General features: G+C 50.3%; 21 protein-coding genes. 7 read left to right on the forward strand and 14 right to left on the reverse strand.

Features of this window, described 5'->3' with window-relative positions; translation table 11 throughout:
* The first annotated feature begins 68 nt into the window (after positions 1–68).
* From EIH22_RS01075 to EIH22_RS01085, 3 genes are all read left to right on the forward strand, one after another.
* Positions 69–1,616 (forward strand): aminopeptidase P family protein, encoded by a 1,548-nt coding sequence (locus tag EIH22_RS01075; RefSeq protein WP_407640823.1) that lies wholly within the window; start codon positions 69–71, stop codon positions 1,614–1,616.
* A 94-nt stretch (positions 1,617–1,710) separates the two neighbouring features.
* On the forward strand, positions 1,711–3,132 hold the full coding sequence (locus EIH22_RS01080) for a magnesium transporter MgtE N-terminal domain-containing protein (protein ID WP_124053983.1): 1,422 nt from the start codon (positions 1,711–1,713) through the stop codon (positions 3,130–3,132).
* 2 nt (positions 3,133–3,134) lie between these two features.
* Positions 3,135–3,695 (forward strand): DUF1003 domain-containing protein, encoded by a 561-nt coding sequence (locus tag EIH22_RS01085; protein WP_124054669.1) that lies wholly within the window; start codon positions 3,135–3,137, stop codon positions 3,693–3,695.
* Positions 3,696–3,837: 142 nt separating this feature from the next.
* On the opposite strand, the gene EIH22_RS01090 is transcribed toward EIH22_RS01085, so the two are convergent.
* Genes EIH22_RS01090 through EIH22_RS01100 form a run of 3 tightly spaced genes read right to left on the reverse strand, consistent with a single transcriptional unit; the run spans position 3,838 to position 6,769 of the window.
* Entirely contained in the window at positions 3,838–4,308 is a 471-nt protein-coding gene (locus tag EIH22_RS01090; protein ID WP_235001717.1) for a PTS sugar transporter subunit IIA, read from the reverse strand.
* Positions 4,309–4,316: 8 nt separating this feature from the next.
* Positions 4,317–5,912 (reverse strand): N-acetylglucosamine-specific PTS transporter subunit IIBC, encoded by a 1,596-nt coding sequence (gene nagE / locus EIH22_RS01095; RefSeq protein ID WP_124053985.1) that lies wholly within the window; start codon positions 5,910–5,912, stop codon positions 4,317–4,319.
* Entirely contained in the window at positions 5,909–6,769 is an 861-nt protein-coding gene (locus tag EIH22_RS01100) for a PRD domain-containing protein (RefSeq protein WP_200829133.1), read from the reverse strand. Before EIH22_RS01100 ends, nagE begins: the two co-directional genes overlap by 4 nt.
* A gap of 190 nt (positions 6,770–6,959) precedes the next feature.
* On the opposite strand from EIH22_RS01100, the gene EIH22_RS01105 reads away from it, so the two are divergent.
* Together EIH22_RS01105 and EIH22_RS01110 are read left to right on the forward strand one after the other, a co-directional pair.
* Positions 6,960–8,087: an Mrp/NBP35 family ATP-binding protein gene (locus tag EIH22_RS01105; protein WP_124053987.1), complete on the forward strand. Its 1,128-nt coding sequence runs from the start codon at positions 6,960–6,962 to the stop codon at positions 8,085–8,087.
* A 98-nt stretch (positions 8,088–8,185) separates the two neighbouring features.
* Positions 8,186–8,815, forward strand: coding sequence for an O-methyltransferase (locus EIH22_RS01110; protein ID WP_124053988.1), 630 nt, complete (start codon positions 8,186–8,188; stop codon positions 8,813–8,815).
* A gap of 65 nt (positions 8,816–8,880) precedes the next feature.
* Here EIH22_RS01110 and EIH22_RS01115 read toward each other — a convergent pair whose 3' ends face one another.
* Positions 8,881–9,048, reverse strand: coding sequence for a DUF3117 domain-containing protein (locus EIH22_RS01115; RefSeq protein WP_124053989.1), 168 nt, complete (start codon positions 9,046–9,048; stop codon positions 8,881–8,883).
* An 83-nt stretch (positions 9,049–9,131) separates the two neighbouring features.
* The gene (locus tag EIH22_RS01120) at positions 9,132–9,902 is read right to left on the reverse strand and encodes an LOG family protein (protein ID WP_124053990.1); all 771 of its coding nucleotides are present in this window, start codon (positions 9,900–9,902) and stop codon (positions 9,132–9,134) included.
* Between the two features lie 98 nt (positions 9,903–10,000).
* Here EIH22_RS01120 and EIH22_RS01125 point away from each other — a divergent pair, with 98 nt between their 5' ends.
* Both EIH22_RS01125 and EIH22_RS01130 read left to right on the forward strand, forming a co-directional pair.
* A complete protein-coding gene (locus EIH22_RS01125; RefSeq protein WP_124053991.1) occupies positions 10,001–10,822 on the forward strand; it encodes a purine-nucleoside phosphorylase in 822 nt (273 codons plus the stop codon).
* A gap of 70 nt (positions 10,823–10,892) precedes the next feature.
* Positions 10,893–12,581: a phospho-sugar mutase gene (locus tag EIH22_RS01130; protein ID WP_124053992.1), complete on the forward strand. Its 1,689-nt coding sequence runs from the start codon at positions 10,893–10,895 to the stop codon at positions 12,579–12,581.
* Positions 12,582–12,734: 153 nt separating this feature from the next.
* Here EIH22_RS01130 and deoC read toward each other — a convergent pair whose 3' ends face one another.
* The 9 genes from deoC to EIH22_RS01175 form a co-directional block, all read right to left on the reverse strand.
* Complete coding sequence (deoC, locus tag EIH22_RS01135; RefSeq protein ID WP_124053993.1) at positions 12,735–13,391, reverse strand: deoxyribose-phosphate aldolase; 657 nt, start codon at positions 13,389–13,391, stop codon at positions 12,735–12,737.
* Positions 13,392–13,554: 163 nt separating this feature from the next.
* A complete protein-coding gene (locus tag EIH22_RS01140; protein ID WP_235001718.1) occupies positions 13,555–14,850 on the reverse strand; it encodes a thymidine phosphorylase in 1,296 nt (431 codons plus the stop codon).
* A gap of 1 nt (position 14,851) precedes the next feature.
* On the reverse strand, positions 14,852–15,301 hold the full coding sequence (locus tag EIH22_RS01145; RefSeq protein WP_124053995.1) for a cytidine deaminase: 450 nt from the start codon (positions 15,299–15,301) through the stop codon (positions 14,852–14,854).
* Positions 15,302–15,363: 62 nt separating this feature from the next.
* Entirely contained in the window at positions 15,364–16,665 is a 1,302-nt protein-coding gene (locus EIH22_RS01150; protein ID WP_235001719.1) for an ABC transporter permease, read from the reverse strand.
* Positions 16,662–17,858 carry an ABC transporter permease gene (locus tag EIH22_RS01155; RefSeq protein WP_124053996.1) on the reverse strand — a complete coding sequence of 399 codons (1,197 nt, stop codon included), beginning with the start codon at positions 17,856–17,858 and terminating at the stop codon, positions 16,662–16,664. The genes EIH22_RS01150 and EIH22_RS01155 overlap by 4 nt, the downstream gene beginning before the upstream one ends.
* Positions 17,858–19,414, reverse strand: a complete 1,557-nt coding sequence (locus EIH22_RS01160; RefSeq protein ID WP_124054671.1) for an ABC transporter ATP-binding protein — start codon at positions 19,412–19,414, stop codon at positions 17,858–17,860. The genes EIH22_RS01155 and EIH22_RS01160 overlap by 1 nt, the downstream gene beginning before the upstream one ends.
* A gap of 94 nt (positions 19,415–19,508) precedes the next feature.
* Positions 19,509–20,594, reverse strand: a complete 1,086-nt coding sequence (locus tag EIH22_RS01165; protein WP_124053997.1) for a BMP family lipoprotein — start codon at positions 20,592–20,594, stop codon at positions 19,509–19,511.
* A gap of 214 nt (positions 20,595–20,808) precedes the next feature.
* The gene (locus EIH22_RS01170) at positions 20,809–21,906 is read right to left on the reverse strand and encodes a mannose-1-phosphate guanylyltransferase (RefSeq protein ID WP_235001720.1); all 1,098 of its coding nucleotides are present in this window, start codon (positions 21,904–21,906) and stop codon (positions 20,809–20,811) included.
* On the reverse strand, positions 21,884–23,146 hold the full coding sequence (locus EIH22_RS01175; protein ID WP_124053998.1) for a YihY/virulence factor BrkB family protein: 1,263 nt from the start codon (positions 23,144–23,146) through the stop codon (positions 21,884–21,886). The genes EIH22_RS01170 and EIH22_RS01175 overlap by 23 nt, the downstream gene beginning before the upstream one ends.

Consider the following 23,146-nt stretch of genomic DNA (forward strand, 5'->3'; position numbering starts at 1 on the left):
CTCCTATACATTTTCACCCGTTGGGAACAAGTGTGCATTCTCCCTTGGTTCGGTGGAATAATAGAATCATGATGAGCGAAAACGTGAACGAAAACCAAGAATTAAACAAAGAACTCGAAGCGCGTGCACACAATCGCACTCAACGTCCGAACGGCAGTGCGTTTCGCACCTTCATTGGTGAAGATTGGGGACCACGTCCACAGGGACCACAGCGTCTTGAAGTCGCAGATTTCACCCCCGCACGTCGCGCCGCACTTGGTCGAATGTTCCCTGGTGAACGACTCGTTTTCCCTGCTGGCGATCTTAAAGTCCGTTCAAATGACACCGACTACCGCTTCCGTGCACACTCGGCTTTCGCCCACCTCACAGGACTTGGTGGTGAAGATGAGCCAGGCGCCGTCTTAGTCCTCAACCCAATCGACGATCCTTCGGATCTTTCCCATGACGCCGAAAGTGCCACACACGAAGCAACGCTTTATTTTCATCCGCGTGCCTCACGTTCATCCGAAGAGTTTTATGCAGATTCACGCCACGGAGAATTCTGGGTTGGTGCACGTCTCTCCGCGGAGGAAATGAATACCCTTACCGGAATTAACGTCAAGCACAGCGACTCACTTCGTGATGACCTAGCAAAGGACCTTGGAAGCGTTCAGATTCGCGTGATCCCTCAGGCAGATGCTGCTATCGAAGAGCTGGTGAAAGAACTACGCCAGCAAAACGGAATTACCGAAAATGCGCTCCACGCCGATTTTGCCCTTGCAGAAGCAGCCTCTGAGCTTCGCCTTATTAAGGATGAGTGGGAAGTAAGGGAGATGAAAAAGGCAGTAGAGGTCACCGCACAAGGCTTTACCGAGATCCTCAAGAATCTCCCTCGTGCCATTGGTCATTGGCGTGGTGAACGCGTAGTCGAAGGCGCATTTGGTGCTAAGGCGCGCGAAGAAGGAAACGGTCTTGGATACGACACCATTGCGGCATCGGGAAACCATGCCAACACCCTGCACTGGATCGCAAATGACGGTCCTGTAAACGACGGTGATTTAATTTTGGTTGACGCCGGTGCCGAAGTCGATTCTCTTTACACCGCTGATATCACCCGAACGCTTCCTGTGAACGGCAAGTTCACTGATGCTCAACGTGAAGTTTACGAAGCTGTGCTTGAGGCCTGCGAATATGCACTTGAAACGGCTTCAAAGCCAGGCGTCCGCTTCCGCGATGTACACTTTGCGGCAATGGAAGTGATCGCTAAACATCTTGAAAACTGGGGAATGCTTCCAGTAAGTGCAGAAGAATCTCTAACTACTGATGGCCAATACCATCGCCGCTGGATGCCACACGGTACATCGCATCATCTTGGACTTGATGTTCATGACTGTGCACAGGCAAAGCGCGAGCTCTATCAAGATGCCGTACTTGAACCTGGAATGGTTTTCACCATTGAGCCCGGCCTCTATTTCCGATCCGATGATCTCAAGGTACCGAAGCGCTTCCGTGGAATCGGTGTGCGCATTGAAGACGATGTAGTGGTCACAAAAGACGGCGCGGTGCGTATTTCTGAAAATATTCCGCGTACAGTTGCCGGTGTAGAAAAATGGATTGCTGAAGCTCAACAAAGCTAAACATCCCTCGTCCCCTGAAACCGTACAACGAAGGAATTTCGACTGCTTATAAGCACAAGAAACTAACTCACTATCAACCACATGGAGGTGAACCATGAGCAAAAACGCTACGAACTCTCGAATTTTCGTAGGAAGGCTCGCCGGCACTGACGTTTTCGATCCCATCGGTGATCGCGTCGGAAAAGTAAAAGATGTGGTTGTGGTTTTTCGATTAAAACACGAACCACTCGCTGTAGGACTCGTGGTAGAAGTTGCGGCTAAGCGTCGAGTTTTCGTTCCACTAACTCGCGTTACTGCGATCGAAAACGGCCAGGTTATCACCACTGGTTTAGTAAATATTCGTCGGTTCTCTCAGCGTCCGGTAGAGACAATGGTGGTAGGCGAAATTCTTGATCGTGAAGTTGTTTTCAAAGACGGTTCCGGAATTGCCGTAGTCGAAGACGTAGCTATGGAGATGACGCGCTCACGCGAATGGCGGCTCACCCAGCTTTACGTTCGCATGAAGCGCGGTTCCAAGGACGCAGGAAATACCTTGATTGTTCCGATCAACGAAGTCACTGGGTTGGCTTCAAAGATTGCCAATCAAGCAGCTAACGCGCTTATTGCTCAGCTGGATGATCTCAAAGCTCCTGATGTTGCGGATGTTCTTCGCGAGTTACCAAACGACCGCGTGCTGGCGGTTGCCAATCAGCTTGCCGATGATCGCCTCGCGGACGTGCTCGAAGAATTGGGTGATGAAGACCGCGTAGTTATTATGTCTGGTCTAGACGTTGAGCGTGCCGCGGATGTCCTCGAAGTCATGCAACCTGACGACGCCGCCGACTTGGTAGCCGATCTACCTACTATCCAAGCGGAAATGCTCTTGAGTCGGATGGAACCGGACGAGGCAGAAGACGTTCGACGTCTCATGTCCTATGGCGAACGCACCGCTGGTGGTTTGATGACGACTGAGCCGATTGTTTTGCCACCCGACGCTACCGTTGCAACGGCGCTCGCACACGCTCGTCGGGCTGATATCCCGCCTGCACTGGCAACAATGGTCTTTGTGTGCCGTCCTCCGCTTGAAACCCCAACCGGTCGATTTATCGGCGTAGTCCATCTTCAACGAGCTCTACGCGAGCCTCCATCCACGATGATCGGAAGTATCGTTGATAACGACGTCGAACCCCTCGATCCAACGGATGGAATCGGTACCGTTACGCGTCTGCTCGCAACATACAACTTGACCGCAATTCCGGTTCTCGACGAAGGGCAACTTATTGGTGCGGTTTCCGTCGACGACGTTCTCGATCACCTTTTGCCTGAGCACTGGCGTGAATACGACGAAGCTCTGCTCGATCAAACCGTTAACGAAAACTATGATTCAGACACCGAAGAGCTCGAAGAACGTGCTGCTGAAGCAGAAAGCCGTGGAGCCGACACTCCTCGCGATTCGGAATTTATTTCTCGCGCAGTCGGTTCTGATTTCATCGAGTCAGAAGAAGACGCTACTGAAAATGATGGAAAGGTGGGATGAGCATGCCAAACAGCTTTGATCAGCCGCTCGACAAGAGCGCACGTCGCATCAAGCGATCACGATGGGACAGCGAAGCCACCGGCGTTATTTCAGAGAGAATTGCCCGTTTTACAGGAACCCCAAAGTTTCTGATCTACCTTTCTATCTTCGTCGTTGCATGGATTGGTTGGAATACCTTCGCTCCGAAATCCTTGCAATTTGATTCGGCAGAAATTGGATTCACCGCATTGACCCTGATGCTATCTTTGCAGGCATCGTATTCCGCTCCGCTCATCTTGTTGGCACAGAATCGCCAAGATGATCGTGACCGCGTAACTGCCCAGCGAGATCGGCAAGTTGCAGCTCAGAACCTAGCCGATACCGAGTATTTAACTCGGGAAATCGCATCGTTGCGTCTTGCTCTAGGTGAAGTCGCCACACGTGACTTTATTCGCTCCGAGCTTCGTGATGCACTTGAAGACCGTGAAATAATGGAAATTGATACTCGAATCGCTGAGCGAGATGCTCGTATTGCAGAGCTTGAATCTCGAATCGAAAAACTTGAAAATCTAGAAGATAAGTAATCATAGACATCAACGTTTGATGTGATGCTTACTTATGCCAGTGGGGAGGGAACCGCATTCGCGGTTTCCTCCCCACATTTAGTTTCGGCGTATTGACGCGAAACTTAAAAGATGCGCCGTCGCAGGCTGGGTGAGCAACCTGCTAGGCAAGTTTGAACGTACAAACGGTATCTTGCGATTGCACAGTTCTAGCTTTTACCTGCACATCTTTAGTCTGCCCACGTTTAGTTAGCACTACCGGAGTAATCATGTTGTATCCCGCCGCTTTTACGGTTGCGATATCAACTTTAACAATGGGATCGCCAACGTTAACGGTTTGACCAGATTCGGCAAGAATCGTAAAACCCTCGCCTTTGAGCTCTACGGTTTCTAGACCAACATGAACAAGAACTTCAACGCCATCGCTGGATCGCATTGCAAATGCATGTCCAGTTTTGAAGACTTTTACCAATTCGCCAGAGATAGGTGCACAGACCACAAGTTCCGATAATTCCTCTGGTTGAACTGCGCATCCCTCCCCTAGCATCTTTTGGGAAAAGACCGGATCTGGAACTTCTGAAACATCAACAACACTTCCTGCAAATGGTGCGTAAAGTTCAAGCTTTTTGGTCAAACCAAACATTAGAGTTCCTGTTCTCCTTGTAGATTTACTTTTTGTCCTTCGAGCTGGTGGGCAACTTCGTCATAAACGAACTGAACCTGCGGTCCGATTACAACTTGTACAGATTTCTGTGATGGACGAATTACTCCAGCCACACCGGCAGCCTTGATCTCCTTTTCTTTGACCAAAAGACCGTCTTTAACTGATACACGCAAACGAGTTGCACAGTAGTCAACAAGGTCGATGTTGTCACGCCCTCCAAGTCCAAGGATTACTTGAGACGCGACGGCACTGTAGCTATGGTCTCCTTCGAGCGTTGCATCAGCATCGGAATCATCTCCGCGACCAGGAGTCTTCAAATTGAACTTCCCAATCATGAAGTAGAAAATTCCTAGATACAGGAAGAAGTATACTACCCCCATAACAAGGAGCATCCACCACTTGTTAGCCAGTGGGTTTTGCGCCGAGAGGAACATATCTACAAAGCCCGCGGAGAAGCCGAAACCAGCAGTCCAATGGAAGAATGCGACTACTGCCAAGGAAATTCCAGTGAGAACTGCGTGAACAACATAGAGAATAGGAGCTACAAACAAGAAGGAGAATTCGAGTGGTTCGGTAACTCCTGTAAAGAATGCTGCCAAAGCACCAGCAAGCATTAGCGATCCAACAACCTTGCGCTTCGACTTATCGGCACGGAGGTAGATTGCCAAGGCTGCACCGGGCAAACCAAACATCATTACTGGGAAGAAGCCAGCTTGGTAACGCCCGATTTCGCCGACGACGGTACAGGTACCGTTAGCCCACACACCCACACCTGGGCAGGTAGCTGCATCAGTAGCTGCAGCTGCCGCCTCAATGGTCTTGCCACCACCAAGGAAGTTACCAATATCGTTAATTCCAACAACGTCAAACCAGAAGATCGAGTTTAGCGCATGGTGTAGACCAGTTGGGATGAGAAGTCGGTTTACAAGACCATAAATCCCAGCGCCAAGTGCACCAAGCCCCTGAATTGATTGGCCGAATTCGAAAAGAACATTATAAACGAATGGCCAAACAAAGTAGAGGATTCCAGCCAAAATAATGGAGAACGCCGTCGTCATAATTGGAACCAGGCGGCGTCCAGCGAAGAAGGCAAGGAAGTCCGGAAGCTTCGTTTGGTGGAAACGATTATACGTCCACGCAGCTAAGATGCCCACCAAAATGCCGATTAGTACGTTCTTATCGTTGATAGCATTCCATCCCTGGGATGCCCAATCAAGCGCCGCGTCACCTTTAAGAGCTTTATAGTCCTTAATGCCTTTATACGAGGCTACTGCTTCTGGGCTTATCAATACCTTAATAGTTGCATATCCCAAGAAACCAGATAGTGCGGCCGCACCGTTCTTGTCGCGAGCGAGCCCAAAAGCTAATGCTACAGCAAAGATCCACCCTAAGTTATCAAGTACCGCAGCACCTGATTTAATGAAAATGTAGGCAACAGCGCTGTTTGCACCCCAGCCTTCTGGATCAATCCAATAACCAATACCCATGAGGATTGCTGCCACCGGCATAACGGCAACAGCACCCATGATAGCGCGCCCGAATCTCTGTAGAGATCCTACGATTGCGTCTTTCATTGACGTTCCTTTCGATCAGAAAAGTTTGAGACGCCGTTACTTTGCCGCCAACCGTGAAATATCACTGCTAGAAACGCAACCTCGCCTAGGGCGAGGGAAGGGACGTCGTCAGCATCTAATAGCCGAGCAACAACTCGCTGCGCAACGTCGAATTCCAAGGGCAGGTCTCTTGATATTGCACGTAGAGCATCGTTTTTCCGGAACATTCCGCTTTCGATTCGCCGCATCGTTGCGAGAATTTGAGTGCTTACGTCGTTATCAAGATTGTCACGATTGACGCCTAGAGCGTGGCCGGCGTCGTGAATTATTGATGCAAGCCTATTCGCCTTTTCCAACGGTTGTTTGACCGTTACACCTGTTCTAGCGGCATTGAGATGAAGGGCAATAAATGCGGCTTCATCGTCAGGAAACTTGATGTCAGCATGCGAGTTAATGAAGGTGAGCACGGCTTCTGCAGCAGCAAATTCCTCGGGGAATACCGCTCTGATCTCGTTAATCAAGTTATTCCGAATGATCTGACCGGCTTGCAAACGTTGCATTGCAAAGATGAGGTGATCCGATAGCAGCAGGTAAACAGAGGGATGAAGTTCTCCTAAGATATCTGCTGCAAGATCTACCCCACCGGAGATTGCTTCCAACGTTTGACTGGATAAGCTTTCGGCTTGATTGAGGAACTGGATGCGTTCCGCACTGACCTCCACATAGTGGCGATGGGCTTCACCTTTTTCAATGAGATCGCCAGAACGACGACCAAAACCAATGCCTCGTCCCACGATGATGTGTTCGGAGTCATTGCTACGAACGAGTACAGCGTTATTGTTAAATACTCGAACTATGCGATGGTCTTGGTCATCCACGGAGAGCTCCTCATTGAGCGGGCACGAAAGGAAGGCCTTACATGCCCTTCCGGTAATGCCTGCATCATCAGTAACACCCGACGGGGTAAAGTCGAAATTTATCTTATGCCGTCGGTACTACAAACGCAACCATTCTCACGCGTTCGATTTTGAAATATTCTTTCATGATCGTCACCGTTAAGATGGAAGTATGACATTACCAAGCGTAGAAATTATTAATGAAGAGCTGGCAAAGGTTATTGACCCCGAAATCCGCCGTCCTATCACGGAGTTAGGGATGGTTCGATCGGTTGAGGTACATGACACCGGCAAAGTTACAATAAGCATCGATCTGACGACGGCGGGTTGCCCGTTGCGCGATACCATCACCGAAGATGTTAAGAAGGTTGTTAACGAGATTAACGGCGTTATGGGGGTTAACGTGGTCATGGGCGTCATGGACGACGACCAAAAGGCAAAGCTACGCGAAACCCTTCGCGGTGGCGAGCCTGAACGAGTCATTCCTTTTGCACAGCCAGGAAACCTAACCCGCGTCTATGCGATTTCCTCCGGTAAGGGCGGTGTAGGAAAATCCTCTATGACCGTTAACCTCGCTACCTCGATGGCAGCAGCCGGTCTCAAGGTCGGAATCGTCGATGCTGATATCTATGGATTCTCCATTCCACAAATGATGGGTATCACAACCCCTCCACAGGTGATCGACAAGATGATCATTCCACCCGTTTCCCACGGTGTTAAGGTCATTTCAATTGGCATGTTCCTCCAAGACAACTCACCTGTTGTATGGCGTGGTCCAATGCTTCACCGTGCGCTTGAGCAGTTTTTTGGAGATGTTTTCTGGGGTGATCTTGATGCACTCTTGATTGATCTTCCACCGGGAACCGGTGACATCGCAATCTCGGTTGCACAGTTGATCCCTGGTGCAGAAATCGTAGTTATCACTACACCGCAAGCTGCCGCGGCTGAAGTTGCAGAGCGTGCCGGTGTAATGGCAAGTCAGACGGAACAGCGCGTCATCGGCGTCATCGAAAACATGTCCTACCTAGCCATGCCAGATGGAAGCCGGATGGAGATTTTCGGTGCAGGTGGTGGCAAAGCTGTTGCCCAGCAACTTACCGATGTTCTTGGATACGAGGTTCCAGTTATTGCTACAGTTCCTCTTGAGCAACCACTTCGCGAAGGTGGCGACGCCGGTGTTCCACTAGCAATCCAAGAAGGCGAATCAACCGCACAGATTGCGATCCGTCAGGCTGCCGAGTCGCTGGCTAAGCGATCACGTGGACTTTCTGGACGCTCCCTTGGAGTTTCCCCCGCCTAACCAAGGAAACGGTAATATTAGTTTTAGCTGTAAGATTTCACGAACTACAGCTTCTTAGCGCACTCAGCGATTGATAGCACTTTTGGAGAAATCAAAATATGACGCACGATAAGGCCGCTTCTTGGGCTTATGCCGAAGAAATCGTTACCGAGCCTGAACTTATGGCTCAGGCTCGTTCGGAGGCTGCTGAATTGGGGATCTCCCCCGTCTCCCCAGCAACCGGGCAGTTCCTCGCAACCGTGGCAAGTATGCCGCATATTCGCACGATTGCAGAGATCGGCACCGGCACCGGACTCAGTGGCCTTTATATGCTTCTTGCATCATCAACGGCGAGTTTGACCACGATTGATATCGAGTCAGAAGCTCAGAACTATGCTCGAGATTTCTTCAATAAGGCAGGTGTACGCACCTCGCGCTACCGTGTAATTAATGGTCGGAGCGCCGATTTGTTGCCACGCCTAGCTAAAGAGTCCTACGACTTAGTCGTTATCGATGGTGACCCACTTGAAGCAGAGGGCGACGTGCACGAAGCAGTACGGATGCTCAGGTCAGGCGGGATACTCGTTATTACCCACGCGCTCTATCACGACCGCGTAGCAGATCCAGCAAGGCGCGATGAAGTAACTGTCGCATTGCGTAACTTAGGGCAAACAGTGATGGACCTTGACGAGCTATCAGCTTCGCTTTTGCCACTGGGAGACGGTCTGATCTTCGCAGTTAAACAATAGGCTGACTATGCTGGTGGGGCGGGAAACCATAGTTTTGGATTCCCACCCCACCAGCATTTATAAAACTACTTTTTAATTCCTTCGAGGACGTTTACTAATTCCGAAACGTCGGTCTCGTTGAGCGAAAGCACCAAGCGTCCACCGCCTTCGAGTGGAATCTTCAGCGTTACGCCGTGATTATCCCGCTCGGCCTCGAGAGGACCATCTCCGGTCCGCGGCTTCATCGCAGCCATAATTTTTCTCCTCTCCTTCGGTGGAAAACCCACCCTGAGTCTATTCTACGGGAATTTAGGCCTTTAGGCACTGAGAGAATTAATTAATCGTTTGATTGAGAATTACGAACCTCAGAAGCAAGCTTATGGATACCGAGTTGGAGAGCTTCCACTGCTTCTTCCGCGGTATCGACTACCACCAACAGATCGGGATCGAGTTCATTAACCATCCCCTCATTGACCATAGATGTGCGAATCCACGAGATCAGGCCACCCCAGTATTCTTTGCCAACCAAAATAATTGGGAAGCCGGAAATCTTACGGGTCTGAACCAGAGTGAGCGCCTCGAAGAGCTCATCCATAGTACCAAACCCGCCGGGCAATACGATGAACCCTAAGGCATATTTGACGAACATCAGCTTTCGTACAAAGAAGTAGCGAAAGTTAATGCCACGATTAACGAATTCATTCATTCCCTGCTCAAATGGCAGCTCAATTCCAAGTCCAACCGAAACTCCTCCAGCTTCGAATGCGCCTTTATTAGCTGCTTCCATGATGCCAGGACCGCCGCCAGTGATAACCGCGTAGTCAAGCTTCACCAAGGATGCCGCGATTTCTTCAGTTACCTTGTACTGATTTGAATCTGGTTGAGTGCGAGCAGAACCAAAGATGGAAACCGCCGGACCGATATCTGCCAAAACGCCAAAACCTTCAACGAACTCAGACTGAATTCGCATAATTCGCCAAGGATCGGAATGCACGAAATCGGTATCTTGTTTTGGAGCGAGTAAGCGAGCATCCGTCGTCTGCTCTGGGATCTGATCCCCACGTAAAACTATCGGGCCTTTGTGGTATTGCTTGTTGTTTTGTTTCACGTTTCAACCATAGCTTGAAAACTGCGTTATTTTCAGAAATATTACGGTAAGTGAACAGGAACTATGCCAAGCAGCACCAAGTTGAGTACGCTTAATATATGGCTATTGAAATTCCACAAGAACTGGCAGCTGAAGCTGCCCACGTGATCGCAGATAAATCGGGAATTGACCACCACCACCTAGCACTGACACTCGGGTCTGGTTGGGGTGGCGCAGCGGACCTAATCGGTGAAGTTGTTGCTGAGATCGATGCGGCAGATATTCCCGGATTCTCCGCACCGTCCGTCGTCGGTCACGGAGGAAAGATCACCTCTATCAAACTAAAGTCAGGGCACTACGCACTCATTTTGGGCGCACGTACGCATTACTACGAAGGAAAAGGTGTTCGTGCAGTCGCGCATGGAGTCCGCACCGCGGCGGCTACTGGTGCACGTATCTGTATCTTGACTAACGGATGTGGTTCGACTGTTCCAGAATGGGGACCAGGAACAACCGTTTTGCTTTCAGATCATTTGAATCTCACGGCAACGTCGCCAATCGAAGGAGCCAACTTCGTTGATCTAACCGACCTTTACTCCTCGAAGCTGCGCGGAATTGCGCATTCCATTGATCCTGAGCTTCCTGAAGGTGTGTATACACAGTTCCCAGGGCCGCATTATGAAACCCCCGCAGAGGTGAAGATGGCTCGCACTCTCGGCGGAGATTTGGTTGGCATGTCAACTGCGCTAGAAGCAATCGCAGCGCGCGAAGCCGGAATGGAAGTTATGGGTATTTCACTCGTAACTAACCACGCCGCCGGTTTTGCACCTGGAAACCTCAATCACGCAGAAGTCCTAGAAGCTGGCCGTGAAGCTGGTCCGCGTATCTCGCGTCTACTTGCAGATATTGTTGCAAAAATTTCCGAAACCGAACTTTCCTGAGGGAAGTCGACGTTTGTACAGGGCCACGAAATACGTAGCTCTGCATAGTTAACAAGTTCAAAGGGGAAAAATGAACTATTCACGTACATCTGTACAAGACTGGATCGCACACGATCCTGAGGAAGAAACTCGAGCTGAGCTCAACGCAATCCTCGACGCTGCGGAAGCAGGAGATGAAAGCGCGGCTGCCGACCTCGCTGATCGCTTCCAAGGAACTCTTCAGTTCGGTACTGCTGGTCTGCGCGGAGCTATGGGTGGTGGCCCGTTCAGGATGAACCGTGCAGTGGTTCGTCGCGCAGCGGCCGGATTAACCGCTTGGTTGCGCAAGCGCGTAGGTGACGACGCCGTCGTCGTCATTGGATACGATGCTCGCTACCATTCTGCAGACTTCGCACGAGACACGGCCGCAATCGTTACTGCTGCAGGTGCAAAGGCTATTTTGATGCCACGAAATCTGCCAACCCCGGTCCTCGCATTCGCTGTGCGCTTCCTTGGTGCCGACGCCGGAGTCATGGTTACCGCTTCGCACAACCCTCCGCAGGATAACGGTTATAAGGTTTACTTGGGCGGCCGATCGATCGATACCGATGGAAACGGCGTACAGATTGTTCCTCCGGTTGATGCCGAGATCGCTGCGGAGATCGCAGCCGCACCTTTTGCCGACGAAGTTCCAATGGCAGAATCTGGCTGGGGTACAGTTGAAGAATCTGTTATCGACGCATACGTTGAGGAAGCAGCATCAGTTGCAGGTGAAGGCTCCCGCGACATTAAGATCGTTTACACCGCTATGCACGGCGTTGGTACCGAAACCATGATGAAGGTTTTCAAAAAGGCTGGATTCAACAACGTCGTCGGTGTGCCAGAGCAGATCGAACCCGATCCTGCCTTCCCAACTGTTGCTTTCCCTAACCCTGAAGAACCAGGTGCGCTCGATCTTGCGATCGCTCTTGCTAAGAAAGAAAATGCCGATATTGTGATCGCTTCCGATCCCGATGCAGATCGTTGCTCGGCAGCGATTCCGCTTGGCGACGGCGAGTGGCGTCAGCTTTCCGGAGACGAAATCGGTTCACTACTTGGTGAGTGTGTAGCAATTGCCGCTAAAAGCGCCGGCCATACCGGAAACCTTGCTTCTTCGATTGTTTCTTCACGACTCCTAGAGAAAATCGCACATTCGCACGGACTCGGATACAAGGCAACCTTGACTGGCTTTAAGTGGATTGCACGCGCACCGGAAATCATCTTCGGTTACGAAGAAGCTATCGGTTTTTGTGTCAAGCCAGATGCTGTTAAGGACAAGGATGGTATCTCCGCAGGAGCTCTCCTAGCATCGCTTACGGGACGCCTCCACAACGAAGGCTCTGGCCTGCAAGGTGAGCTCGATCGGATCGCAGTGCGCGAAGGTCTATACCTGTCCGGCCCTGTAACGATCCGCGTTGAAGATCTATCAATCATTCCGGCAACGATGGCTAAGGTTCGCCAATTCCCACCAACCACCTTGGTTGGTTCGCAAGTTGCATCGATCGTTGATCTTTCTCAAGGCACCGAGGCGCTACCGCCAACCGATGCGGTAATGATTCATACCGAGGCGAACGACCGTGTAATTATTCGCCCCTCGGGGACCGAACCCAAAGTCAAGTGCTACCTTGAAGTGATTGAGCCCGTCGGTGATGCTTCAGAGCTACCGGCAGCTAAAGAACGTGCCGCGGCTCGACTTGCTCAATTCAAGCTAGATATGGCAGAAGTTCTCAAGCTTGACTAATAAACAATAACGACGGTGGGGTGTGGATGATTTAAATGATCATCCACACCCCACCGTTATATTCAGTATCTCAATCCTTGCATCCTAGCGTTAGCTCGGCGCAAAATGAGCTAACAGAGTGAAGCAGGCTGAGTTTACGATTGGCAGTGGCACTCAGAGAGTATCGAGCACAGCTTGGGACGATGAAAGTCCAAGTCGGGTAGCGCCAGCCGCAATGAGCTCAGCAGCAAACTTTCCATCGCGGATTCCGCCCGAAGCCTTAACCTCAAGATCGTCACCAACAGTCTTCTTCATAAGCTCAACTGCATGAACCGATGCTCCACCTGCTGGGTGGAAACCGGTAGAGGTCTTAACGAAATCAGCGTCAAGTTCATGAGCGATCTCGCATACCTTGACGATTTCTTCGTCAGTGAGTGCTGCCGACTCAATGATGACCTTAAGAACTGCAAAAGGAATCGCATCACGAACCGAAGCGATATCGAGTGCAACGCCGTCCCAGTCATGTTCCTTAACTAGACCAATATTTACAACCATATCCACTTCGTCTGCTCCAGCAGCTACAGCAAGAGCCGCTTCGGCAGCCTTAACTGAAGGCGCAACCGCACCCGATGGGAAACCTGCAACGACTGCAAGGTGGACATCGCCAAGATCGATATCTTCTGGAAGTGGAAGCATGGATGGCGAAATGCAAACCGAGTAGGTACCGATCTGCTTCGCGTCTTCAACCAGGGCACGAACGTCGTCATACGTTGCTTCTGGCTTGAGTAGGGTGTGATCAATCATCTGGGCGACTTCTTCACGTGTTGCCACAGTATTCTCCTTGTATTCTAGCTTTGCCTCCAAGCAAATGCTGCTAATCGGCAATTACTTCTCTTGGCAGTGCGAGGCAATAACCTTTGCCTCGCACCCCAATTCTATCTATATATTGAGTGCTACTCAGCTAATTCACTGAGCTCATAACAAAAGTTCTCGATTAGGAACGAGTGATACGATCGAGCACGACCGAGGTGTGAGTTGGAACAGACGAACCGATCACTACTCCGCCCTCAAGGGACTCCATTGCACGTTCAAAACGCGCTTCTTCATCGGTAAAGAGGGTCATGAGCTTCTGACCCTTCTTAACTTCATCTCCTGGCTTCGCAAAGAGCTCAATACCCGCGCCAGCCTGGACTGGTTCGCCCTGGAATGCGCGACCCGCGCCAAGACGCCAGGAAGCAACACCTACCGAAAGCGCGTCGAGAGTTTCGAGTACACCACTTTCTTCAGCGTAAATATCGTGTGTATGCTTCGCCGTCGGAAGTGGCGCGTCAACATCTCCACCTTGGGCTGTAATCATCTGGCGCCAAATATCCATCGCGCGCCCATCCTTGAGTGCTACTTCAACGTCCGCATCGGGCTGTCCAGCAGCGGTGAGCATCTCACGCGCCAACGCAAGCGTCAGCTCGATGACATCAGCTGGACCACCACCAGCAAGAACTTCAACCGACTCGGCCACTTCAAGTGCATTTCCTACCTTGAGCCCGAGCGGGGTGCTCATATCCGTAAGCAACGCAACCGTCTGCACACCGGCATCAGAACCCAAATCAACCATGGTCTGAGCTAGCTCACGGGCTTGCTGTAGATCCTTCATAAACGCGCCCGAGCCAACCTTGACGTCAAGCACCAATGATCCGGTTCCTTCCGCAATCTTCTTCGACATGATCGAGGATGAAATTAATGGAACACAATCGACCGTCGAAGTAACGTCACGAAGTGCGTAGAGTTTCTTGTCTGCCGGAGCTAGACCGGAACCAGCTGCACAGATAACAGCTCCACAGCCATCCAATCCGAGCTGATTCATGATTTCTTCGTTGGAAAGGCTAGCTCGCCAACCCGGAATTGCTTCCAGCTTGTCCAAGGTACCACCGGTGTGTCCAAGTCCGCGTCCAGAGAGCTGCGGTACCGCCACACCAAATGCTGCAACGAGTGGAGCAAGCGGAAGAGTAATCTTATCGCCCACGCCCCCGGTTGAATGCTTATCTGCGGTGATACGCCCTAGACCAGAGAAGTCCATGCGCTCTCCCGATTCGATCATCGCGTTGGTCCACTCAACGATCTCTTGACGATCCATTCCATTAAGGAAGATCGCCATGGCAAGTGCTGCCATTTGCTCATCACCAACCACGCCACGTGTATACGCATCGATGGTCCAAGCGATTTCTTCAGACGTTAGCTTCGATTTATCGCGCTTATGGCGAATAACGTCAACTACATCAAATTTTTCTGCCACTCTATTCCCCTTCGTGGTCTTGTAGCGCATATGGCGTTTCCACCGATACTGCGCCTTCAACTTCGCTCAGATCAGCTGGTCCGAAACCGAAAGGTAAAACCTGATCCATGGTCATTACGCCTACTGGCATCATGACTTTCAGTGTTTTCCCTCCGTGTTCAAACAAGAGCTGACGGCATCGTCCACATGGGACGATGACTTCACGGTTTCCGTTAACCGCTACGAATGCTAGGAGGCGCCCGCCTCCGCCTTTGATAAGTTCTGAAACCATTCCGCATTCGGCACATAATCCGACGCCAGTGGCCGCGTTTTCAACATTACAACCACTTACAATACGTCCATCGTCTACGATTGCAGCTGCGCCTACAGGATAGCCAGAGTATGGCATGTAGGCATGTTCCATAACTTCGCAGGCTACTGCCTTGAGGTTATCCCAATCAATTATTTGCATTTTAATTTCTTTCTGCACAAATAAAGAAGTCGTGGTGGCGCATGTCCACCACGACTTCTCAATCACTTCGCGTATGGGATGTTTTCTGCGGCAGGAGCTCGTGATTTGCCGACGAAGCCAGCCACAGCGATGATAGTGACGACGTACGGAATCATGTTAACTACCTGAGAAGGAATTGCATTCGTCAAGTTCGGTACCAAGAGGGCGAAGGCCTTCGCAAAACCGAACATAATCGATGCCGCAACCGCGCCCAGCGGATGCCACTTTCCGAGGATCATCGCAGCCAAGGCAATATATCCGTTTCCGGCGGACATGTTGTCTGTAAAGGCAAGTCCAGCACCGATGGTAAAGAATGCACCACCAAGTCCTGCAAGCGAGGAGCCAAACACCGTGTTGCGGAAGCGCGTGCGATTAACATTAATTCCTACCGTATCTGCAGCGCGCGGATGTTCACCACATGCACGCAGACGCAGTCCCCAGCGGGAGCGGAATAGGAAAATAGTCAACGCAACAACCGCGATGTACATCAGATAAACCAGCACCGTTTGGTTGAAGAGAGCTGGACCGATCACCGGAATGTCCGCAAGGAGCGGAATTCGAATTGGTGAAAGTGAATACTGGTTGGTATTGAAAATTGCCGCATTTTTCGAAAGCAATGTGCCGGCGAAGAACGTGGTTAAACCTAGAACCAATACGTTGAGGACCACACCAACGATGATCTGATCCACACCGTATTTAACAGAGAACAACGCTAGAAGTGCACCAACAAAGGCACCAGCAAGCGGAGCCATAATTAGACCTGCGTAGGCGTTCTTGAAAAACGAAGCCGCTACAACTCCAGCAAATGCGCCGAAAAGCAACTGACCTTCAATAGCGATGTTAACAACGCCTACGCGTTCACACACGACGCCCGAAAGAGCACCGAAGATCAGCGGAGTTGAAATCGCAATTGTCGATACCAAAGTTGAGGTAACTGTTACTGCTGACTCCGAACCTGCACCTGCAAAGATCATGAATCCTAGGATCGTCATCGCGGCAATAAGGACCATAGCAACGATGTCTAGAATACGTCCGGTTTTTCCAAACTTCCCACGCGTGTATACGGATAGGATCGACCAAACAGTACCAATGAGTACAACGACGAAGAATGCCCAGAGCACGGCTGGCGCGCTAAAGGAAAAATCGCTGATGTCAAATGCCTGGCTCTTATCATTCAAACGAATTCGGGTATCGCCCTGTGCTTTCACTGCAAAAAACAGCAGAAGAAGTGAGGCAAATCCGAAGGTAATTGGAATTTTCCAGTTACGCTTTCCCAACACCATTGGAGCGCTTGGGGATGATGTTTCTACTGCAACAGTGCTCATGCCTGTGCCCCCTTACGTGATGCTTCTGATTTTTCTGAAAGTGTTGCCATGTATTCGCGAATCGACTTTCCATCCGGTTTAGGCAAACGGAACATCCAACGGATTAGTGCTGGAGCCGCAATGAACAAAACGATCATCGACTGAAGAATCAGGATCATATCGATTGGAACACCTTGAGTCTGCATCACGTATCCGCCGGCTTTGAAGCCACCGAAGAGCAATCCTGCAAAGAAGATTCCAAGTGGGGTGTTACGTCCCAACAAAGCAACGGTAATCGCATCGAAGCCGATGGAACCTGCCACACCTTCAGTAACGTAGCCCATTGTGCCTAGTGCTTCGTTCGCACCAGCGAGGCCACAGAACGCACCCGAGATAATCAGGGTAAGGGTGGTGACCTTTGCTGTGGACATTCCAGCTGTTAAGGCCGCGTTTGGGTTAGCACCAACTGCGCGGAGTTCAAAACCAAAGGTCGAACGCTTCAAGATCCACCAGTAAACGAAGGTGGCAAGAAGAGCAATAATCAAACCGATGTGTAGCTTGAACGGTGGCGGAAGCAAAGGCAAGTACAATGCTGTTTCAGCAGCATGTGGCGTTTGTGGGTTGTTTGACCCCGGTGCCTTCCATGACGGAAGCGAGAGCAAGTAGCTAAGAATCAATGCCGCAATCGTATTCAGCATGATCGTCACGATAACTTCGTTCGCACCCGTCCTCGCCTTCAAAAGTCCTGCAATACCAGCATAAAGACCGCCAGCGACGATAGCTGCAAGAATTGCAACAATCATGTGTACCCCAGCTGGAAGTTGAAGGTTAACTCCGACCCAAATAGCTGCGATAGCTCCAAAAACAATCTGACCGGTACCACCAATATTGAACAGTCCTGCACGGAATCCGATACCAAGACCAAGTCCTGCCAGGATCAATGGAATCGCGTTAAAGAGCGACTTTGTTAGTGGCATGATCTGGCGTTGGAATGTTGAAGCTCCAGGATCGAAGATCGCGCCCCGGAACATAGCGTAGTAAGCGTTGAAAACATTAGCTCCGCTGATTGCAATCAGTATTGCGCCAACAACGAATGCCAAAATAACGGCTAAGACTGCAACCAACCAGCCCGAGCGCAAGGAGGTGTGGATCCACGCTTCAATTAACGAGTGACCGTGAGGTGACTCAACTTTTTTAGTTTTCACGTCAGACATTACTGAATATCCCCCATTACCTTGTGCTGAGGCTGCGATGACTGCGCAAAGGCTTCATCTTCCGGAACACCAGCCATCATCAAACCAAGTACATCTCGCGATGTATCGGCCGGCACAATACCTACAATTCGACCGCGGTACATAACTGCAATACGGTCAGCAAGCGCAACAACCTCGTCAAGTTCGGACGAAACAAGAAGAATCGGAGTGCCAGCATCACGTTCTTCGATAATGCGCTTGTGGATGAACTCAATAGATCCGACGTCGACACCACGAGTTGGCTGGTTGACTACCAGAAGTCGCAGATCGCGGGATAGTTCGCGAGCAACAACGACCTTCTGCTGGTTTCCACCTGACAACGTTGAAATAGCATCAGAAATCGACGTCAAACGTACGTCGTATTCAGCTACTTTTTCGTCTGCATTCTTCGTGATTGCGCCACTCTTCATCATTGGACCGGAAGCAAATGGCGCATTTCGATATTGGTCAAGAATGAGGTTATCCGCAATCGAGAAGGACGCAATAATGCCGTCTTTAGAACGATCTTCTGGAACAAATCCAATACCCGCATCGATATTTGAACGGACTTTGTGACCGGTAATTTCCTTACCATCAAGCAGTACAGACCCTTCAGCAATCGGTTCAAGACCGAGAATTGCTTCGGCTAGCTCGGTTTGTCCGTTGCCTTGGACTCCTGCAATTGCAAGAACTTCACCTCGGTGAACTTGCAGATCAACGTGGGAAAGCAACGGCGATCCTGATTCACCAAGAACAGAAAGGTCTCGCAGTTCAAGCCCAATTTCACCTGGCTCAGCAGGCTTCTTATCAACACGCATCATGACTGGGCGGCCAACCATCATGGTTGCAAGCTCAGCTTCTGTTGCCTGTGGATCAGCTTCGCCGACGACGGCACCCCGCCTAATAACTGTGATGTCATCTGAAACTGCACGTACTTCACGCAATTTGTGGGTGATAAAGACGATGGACGTTCCCGCAGCAGCGAGCTGCTTCATGATCGCCATAAGTTCATCAGTTTCTTGCGGCGTCAAAACAGCGGTAGGCTCATCGAGAATAAGCACCTTTGCTTCTCGTGACAGCGCTTTAACGATTTCAACACGCTGTTGCGCTCCTACTGGAAGATCTTCAATTAAAGCATCGGGATCAAGATCAAATCCGAACTTCTTCGAAACTTCTTCAACTGTTTGACGCGCCTTCTTGATATCGATCAATCCAGCTTTTTTGGTTGGTTCGTAGCCGAGTGCGATGGACTCAGCAACCGTAAACACGGGCACCAACATAAAGTGCTGGTGCACCATGCCGATTCCAGCAGCGACGGCATCTCCTGGTCCATTAAAATGAACCGGCTTGCCATCGATTAAAATTTCGCCCTCATCTGGATCGTATAACCCGTAGAGAACATTCATGAGAGTTGATTTGCCTGCGCCGTTTTCTCCCAGCAGAGCGTGAATACGCCCTTCTTCCACGACCAGGTCAATGTGGTCATTTGCCACGAGGGGGCCGAATCGTTTTGTGATCCCCTTAAGCTCCAGCTTCACGCCAGACCCCTTTCGCATTTTTGGAATGCATCAGCATTCTCAATAGTTGAGGTCCGGCCTCGAACGAAACCGGACCTCAATTAAAATATAGTGATCACTTGGTCTTCGGAGCGCTTGCGCTCTCAACCTTGAGATCGCCAGACTTGATCTTCTCGGTCAGAGCCTTGACTTCGTCCTTGAGTTCCGCAGGAACCTTGGAATCGAAATCATGGAATGGTGCTAGTGCCACACCACCGTTCTCGAGCGTACCGATGTAAGGATCAGCAGAGAACTTGCCGTCCTTGCCAGCCTTGATCGTATCAACAACAGCCTTGTCGATTTCCTTCATTACCGAGGTAAGAACGATTGACTTGTAGTCTGGGGTGGACTCGTACCAATCGGAGTCGACACCGATAATGAGGGTCTTTCCGTCAGCCTTTGCTGCAGCTGCAGCACCTAGTCCAACAGGTCCAGCAACAGGCATGATGATGTCTGCGCCCTGATCGATGAACTGCTGAGTCTGGGTCTTACCAAGGTTCTGATCTTCGAATGATTCGGTGAACGAACCGTGCTGGGTGACCTTGTCCCAACCAAGGAGCTTAACATTCTTGCCCTTGGCCTGGTTGTATGCCATAACACCGTCAGCGAAACCATCCATGAAGATGGAAACTGAAGGGATCTGCTTGCCACCGAAGGTAGCAACGGTACCGGTCTTCGTCATTCCTGCTGCTACATATCCAGCGAGGTATGCCGCCTCAGCAGTATTGAATACCAATGGGCGACCGTTCTTGACGTTAACGACCTTGAAGTCTTTATCGGTGAATGCCGAATCGACCAATGCGAAGTTAATGTCTGGGTTGTTCTGAGCAGCCGCAAGGGTTGCAGGTGCAAGCATGAAGCCAACGCCGATAATCACGTTACAACCATCGGAAACTTGTGCGTCAACGTTTGGTCCGAAATCAGCGACGTCCTTAGATTCGCCTGAACCGATCTTAACGCCAAGGTCCTTCTCAGCTGCCTTAAGACCGTTATATGCGGATTCGTTGAATGATTTGTCGTCCCAACCGCCTTGATCAGAAACCAAGCAGGCCTTGTAGTCAGAGGTACTGCCACCAGCACTCTTACTATCTCCGCCAGAGCATGCTCCCAAAGCGAGAGCGGAAGCTGCCACAACTGCGGCAAATGAAGTTACTTTCTTCACGTGAATCTCCTGAGTGTAAATTCGTGTGCCCGATATTTTCGACTTCGAAAACAGGTCACGATCCAACTTAGTCTATTTCAGATAAATTTCCACTCCGAATACGAAATAACGCTCTAAAATCCCCTTTGATGTTAAATCGTAATGAATTCGTTACATCTGAAACAGAAGTTCGTCTATAAATCTTACAACCCAAGGGAGGTATATGTCACATCATTTATCGAAGTTCCTCTGGTAATGTCTCCACAACGTCTTTTACTCCCTGCGAGCTCTCTTTAGTGGTGACGAAAATGACGTCATCAGTTTCAACAACCACGGCGTCGTCGATCCCCAAAACAACAATCGGTTTGGAATGGGTGTAAATCAATGAGCGAGGTGACCGCTCCGTCACTACAGGATGAGGCACTCCACCAGGAGCAACCTGGGCTTTTGCGTTAGCATGAAGCTCACCAAGTGAACGATAGTCCCCTACATCCGACCAGCCCATGTCAACGGGGACAACAGCAACTCCCCCACGCATCGAAAGCGGTTCGGCAATCGCATGATCTATAGCGATTTTCTTGAGGTTTGCCCAATGTTCATCCATCGCTTGCCCCTGCTTCGGAGTATCCCAAGCCTCGGCAAGTATCATGATTCTTCGAAAAAGTTCTGGCTCAAAATCTTGAAGCGACTGGAGAAGTACGTCTGTTTTGAAGACGAACATCCCCGCATTCCACAGGTATTCACCACTATCAACGAAGCGCGTGGCACGGTCAAGTTCTGGCTTTTCAGTAAATTCGACGACGTCGTAAACTTCAGATCTAGTTTGCTCGCCTCGGTGAATATAGCCAAAACCGGTTGCCGGGTAGGTTGGCTCAATCCCAATTGTTACGATTTTCCCAGCATGTGCAGCACCTATCGCGGCCACAACGGCATGACGAAATGCATCCTCATCTCTAATCACGTGATCGGCAGCGAAAGATCCAACTACAACGTTCCCGTGCCGTTTTTGAAGTACTGCAGCAGCTAAGCCAATGGCGGCCATGGAATCTCGACCACTCGGTTCAACAATAAACTGAGTCGGATCAAATCGTGGAAGTTGACCTTGAACAGCATCAATATGGCTCTCACCGGTAACGATCATAATTCGAGTATCAGTCAGTGATTGAAGGCGTCTAACAGTATTTTGAAGAAGGCTCGATCCACAGGAAGTCAAGTCAACTAGGAATTTCGGAGCGCTTGCTCGCGACAGCGGCCACAAGCGTGTGCCTGATCCTCCCGCTGGGATAACGGCATAGAAATCCTTAGTCAAGTTAATTTGCGTTGCGTCCTTCAAAATCTTCGTCCTTCATCTTCGATTTTTCGCGTTTTTCCAGTTCCTTCGCCAATTGTTTGGCTTTAGCGGCGGCCTTAGTATTCAGCTTGTCAAGGAGCCCAGCACGCAAATCAGGTAGTACCACCCCTGTGATTGGATCATGCTCCCACTCAAGGGTATGAAGATCTGACTTCGAAACATAATTCGGCGTTTCGTCAATATGTGGGTAGTAAGCCTTAGTAATTGCCAACTGTTCTGGTGGATTTGCGATAAATGCCCCTGCTTGGAGGGTAATTCGCGCAATGAGATTGACCCACAAAAGGATTGTAGCGATTGCAGCAAACGGTGCAAGAAGCGGGTTATTTGCAACCGATGAGACCGCCGTCGTACCTAGAACTCTCAGCAAAGAAGAAGCGAAACCGGCGAAGAATGAGCCCATAACCAGGTCTTTTCGAGGAGCACGCGCTCCAGCCATGTAGCGGAAAATGAACATGAAAACGAGGGTATCCACCGCAAGACCGATCAGGAAAGTACCTCCGTTGATGAAGCTTTGGCCCCAGCTTTCTGGGAGCGAAAGGAACCCGAAGATTTGTTCGGAGAAGAAAGCGGCGACGGTACTTAGTCCGACTGAGACAATTACTCCCAATCCGATGATTAGGAATCCTGATAAATCGAGGAACTTAGCCATAAAGAAGTTAGTTGGGATTCGTGCCAGCCCGAACATCGCCTGGATCGAGGTTCGCAAACCCGCCATTAAAGACAGCGCCGACCACAGCAACACTATGATCGAAATAAACGTAACGATATTGAAGGGGTTATCGACGATAAGTGCATCTGGTTCAATTAGACCATCCGGAGATGAAGGAGTCTTTAAAATCCCTGGTAGCGCCGCGTTAACCGCAGAGATCATCTTATCGAAAAGTTGCTGATTTCCACCTAACACCACCGATAAAGCAGTAAGCGCAATGGTCAGCGCACCGGCGATGGCAAATAAAGCAGAATAGGCTATTCCACCGGCTAGCAGTGCACCGCGAACGGCACCATAGCGCTGGACTGCTCGCATGATTCGCAACCCATTAAGGTATGCCATCCATTTGCCGATCTTTGCCCCAAAGGAATCGTCGATTGGGTGTTTAGCCTGCTCATTTTCCCACGTAGCCGTACCATCGAGAGCTCCTTGAAGCTCACGATTCACTTCGTTGAACTGATCGGTTTGAGTCTGTTTTTGCTGTAACTCCGCTGTAGTAATTTCTGTAGCCAT

It is taken from the genome of Arcanobacterium ihumii, from assembly GCF_900604515.1.
GTDB classification, from domain to species: Bacteria; Actinomycetota; Actinomycetes; order Actinomycetales; family Actinomycetaceae; genus Arcanobacterium_A; species Arcanobacterium_A ihumii.

Bases quoted from the DNA above. Each gene is read 5' to 3' on its own strand.
- EIH22_RS01150 (WP_235001719.1), bottom strand. From the start codon at position 16,665: ATGAGCACTGTTGCAGTAGAAACATCATCCCCAAGCGCTCCAATGGTG.
- EIH22_RS01115 (WP_124053989.1), bottom strand. From the start codon at position 9,048: ATGGCTGCGATGAAGCCGCGGACCGGAGATGGTCCTCTCGAGGCCGAG.
- EIH22_RS01125 (WP_124053991.1), top strand. From the start codon at position 10,001: ATGGCTATTGAAATTCCACAAGAACTGGCAGCTGAAGCTGCCCACGTG.
- EIH22_RS01175 (WP_124053998.1), bottom strand. From the start codon at position 23,146: ATGGCTACAGAAATTACTACAGCGGAGTTACAGCAAAAACAGACTCAA.
- EIH22_RS01155 (WP_124053996.1), bottom strand. From the start codon at position 17,858: ATGTCTGACGTGAAAACTAAAAAAGTTGAGTCACCTCACGGTCACTCG.
- EIH22_RS01110 (WP_124053988.1), top strand. From the start codon at position 8,186: ATGACGCACGATAAGGCCGCTTCTTGGGCTTATGCCGAAGAAATCGTT.
- EIH22_RS01130 (WP_124053992.1), top strand. From the start codon at position 10,893: ATGAACTATTCACGTACATCTGTACAAGACTGGATCGCACACGATCCT.
- nagE (WP_124053985.1), bottom strand. From the start codon at position 5,912: ATGAAAGACGCAATCGTAGGATCTCTACAGAGATTCGGGCGCGCTATC.
- EIH22_RS01085 (WP_124054669.1), top strand. From the start codon at position 3,135: ATGCCAAACAGCTTTGATCAGCCGCTCGACAAGAGCGCACGTCGCATC.
- EIH22_RS01075 (WP_407640823.1), top strand. From the start codon at position 69: ATGATGAGCGAAAACGTGAACGAAAACCAAGAATTAAACAAAGAACTC.
- EIH22_RS01080 (WP_124053983.1), top strand. From the start codon at position 1,711: ATGAGCAAAAACGCTACGAACTCTCGAATTTTCGTAGGAAGGCTCGCC.
- EIH22_RS01105 (WP_124053987.1), top strand. From the start codon at position 6,960: ATGACATTACCAAGCGTAGAAATTATTAATGAAGAGCTGGCAAAGGTT.
- EIH22_RS01145 (WP_124053995.1), bottom strand. From the start codon at position 15,301: ATGCAAATAATTGATTGGGATAACCTCAAGGCAGTAGCCTGCGAAGTT.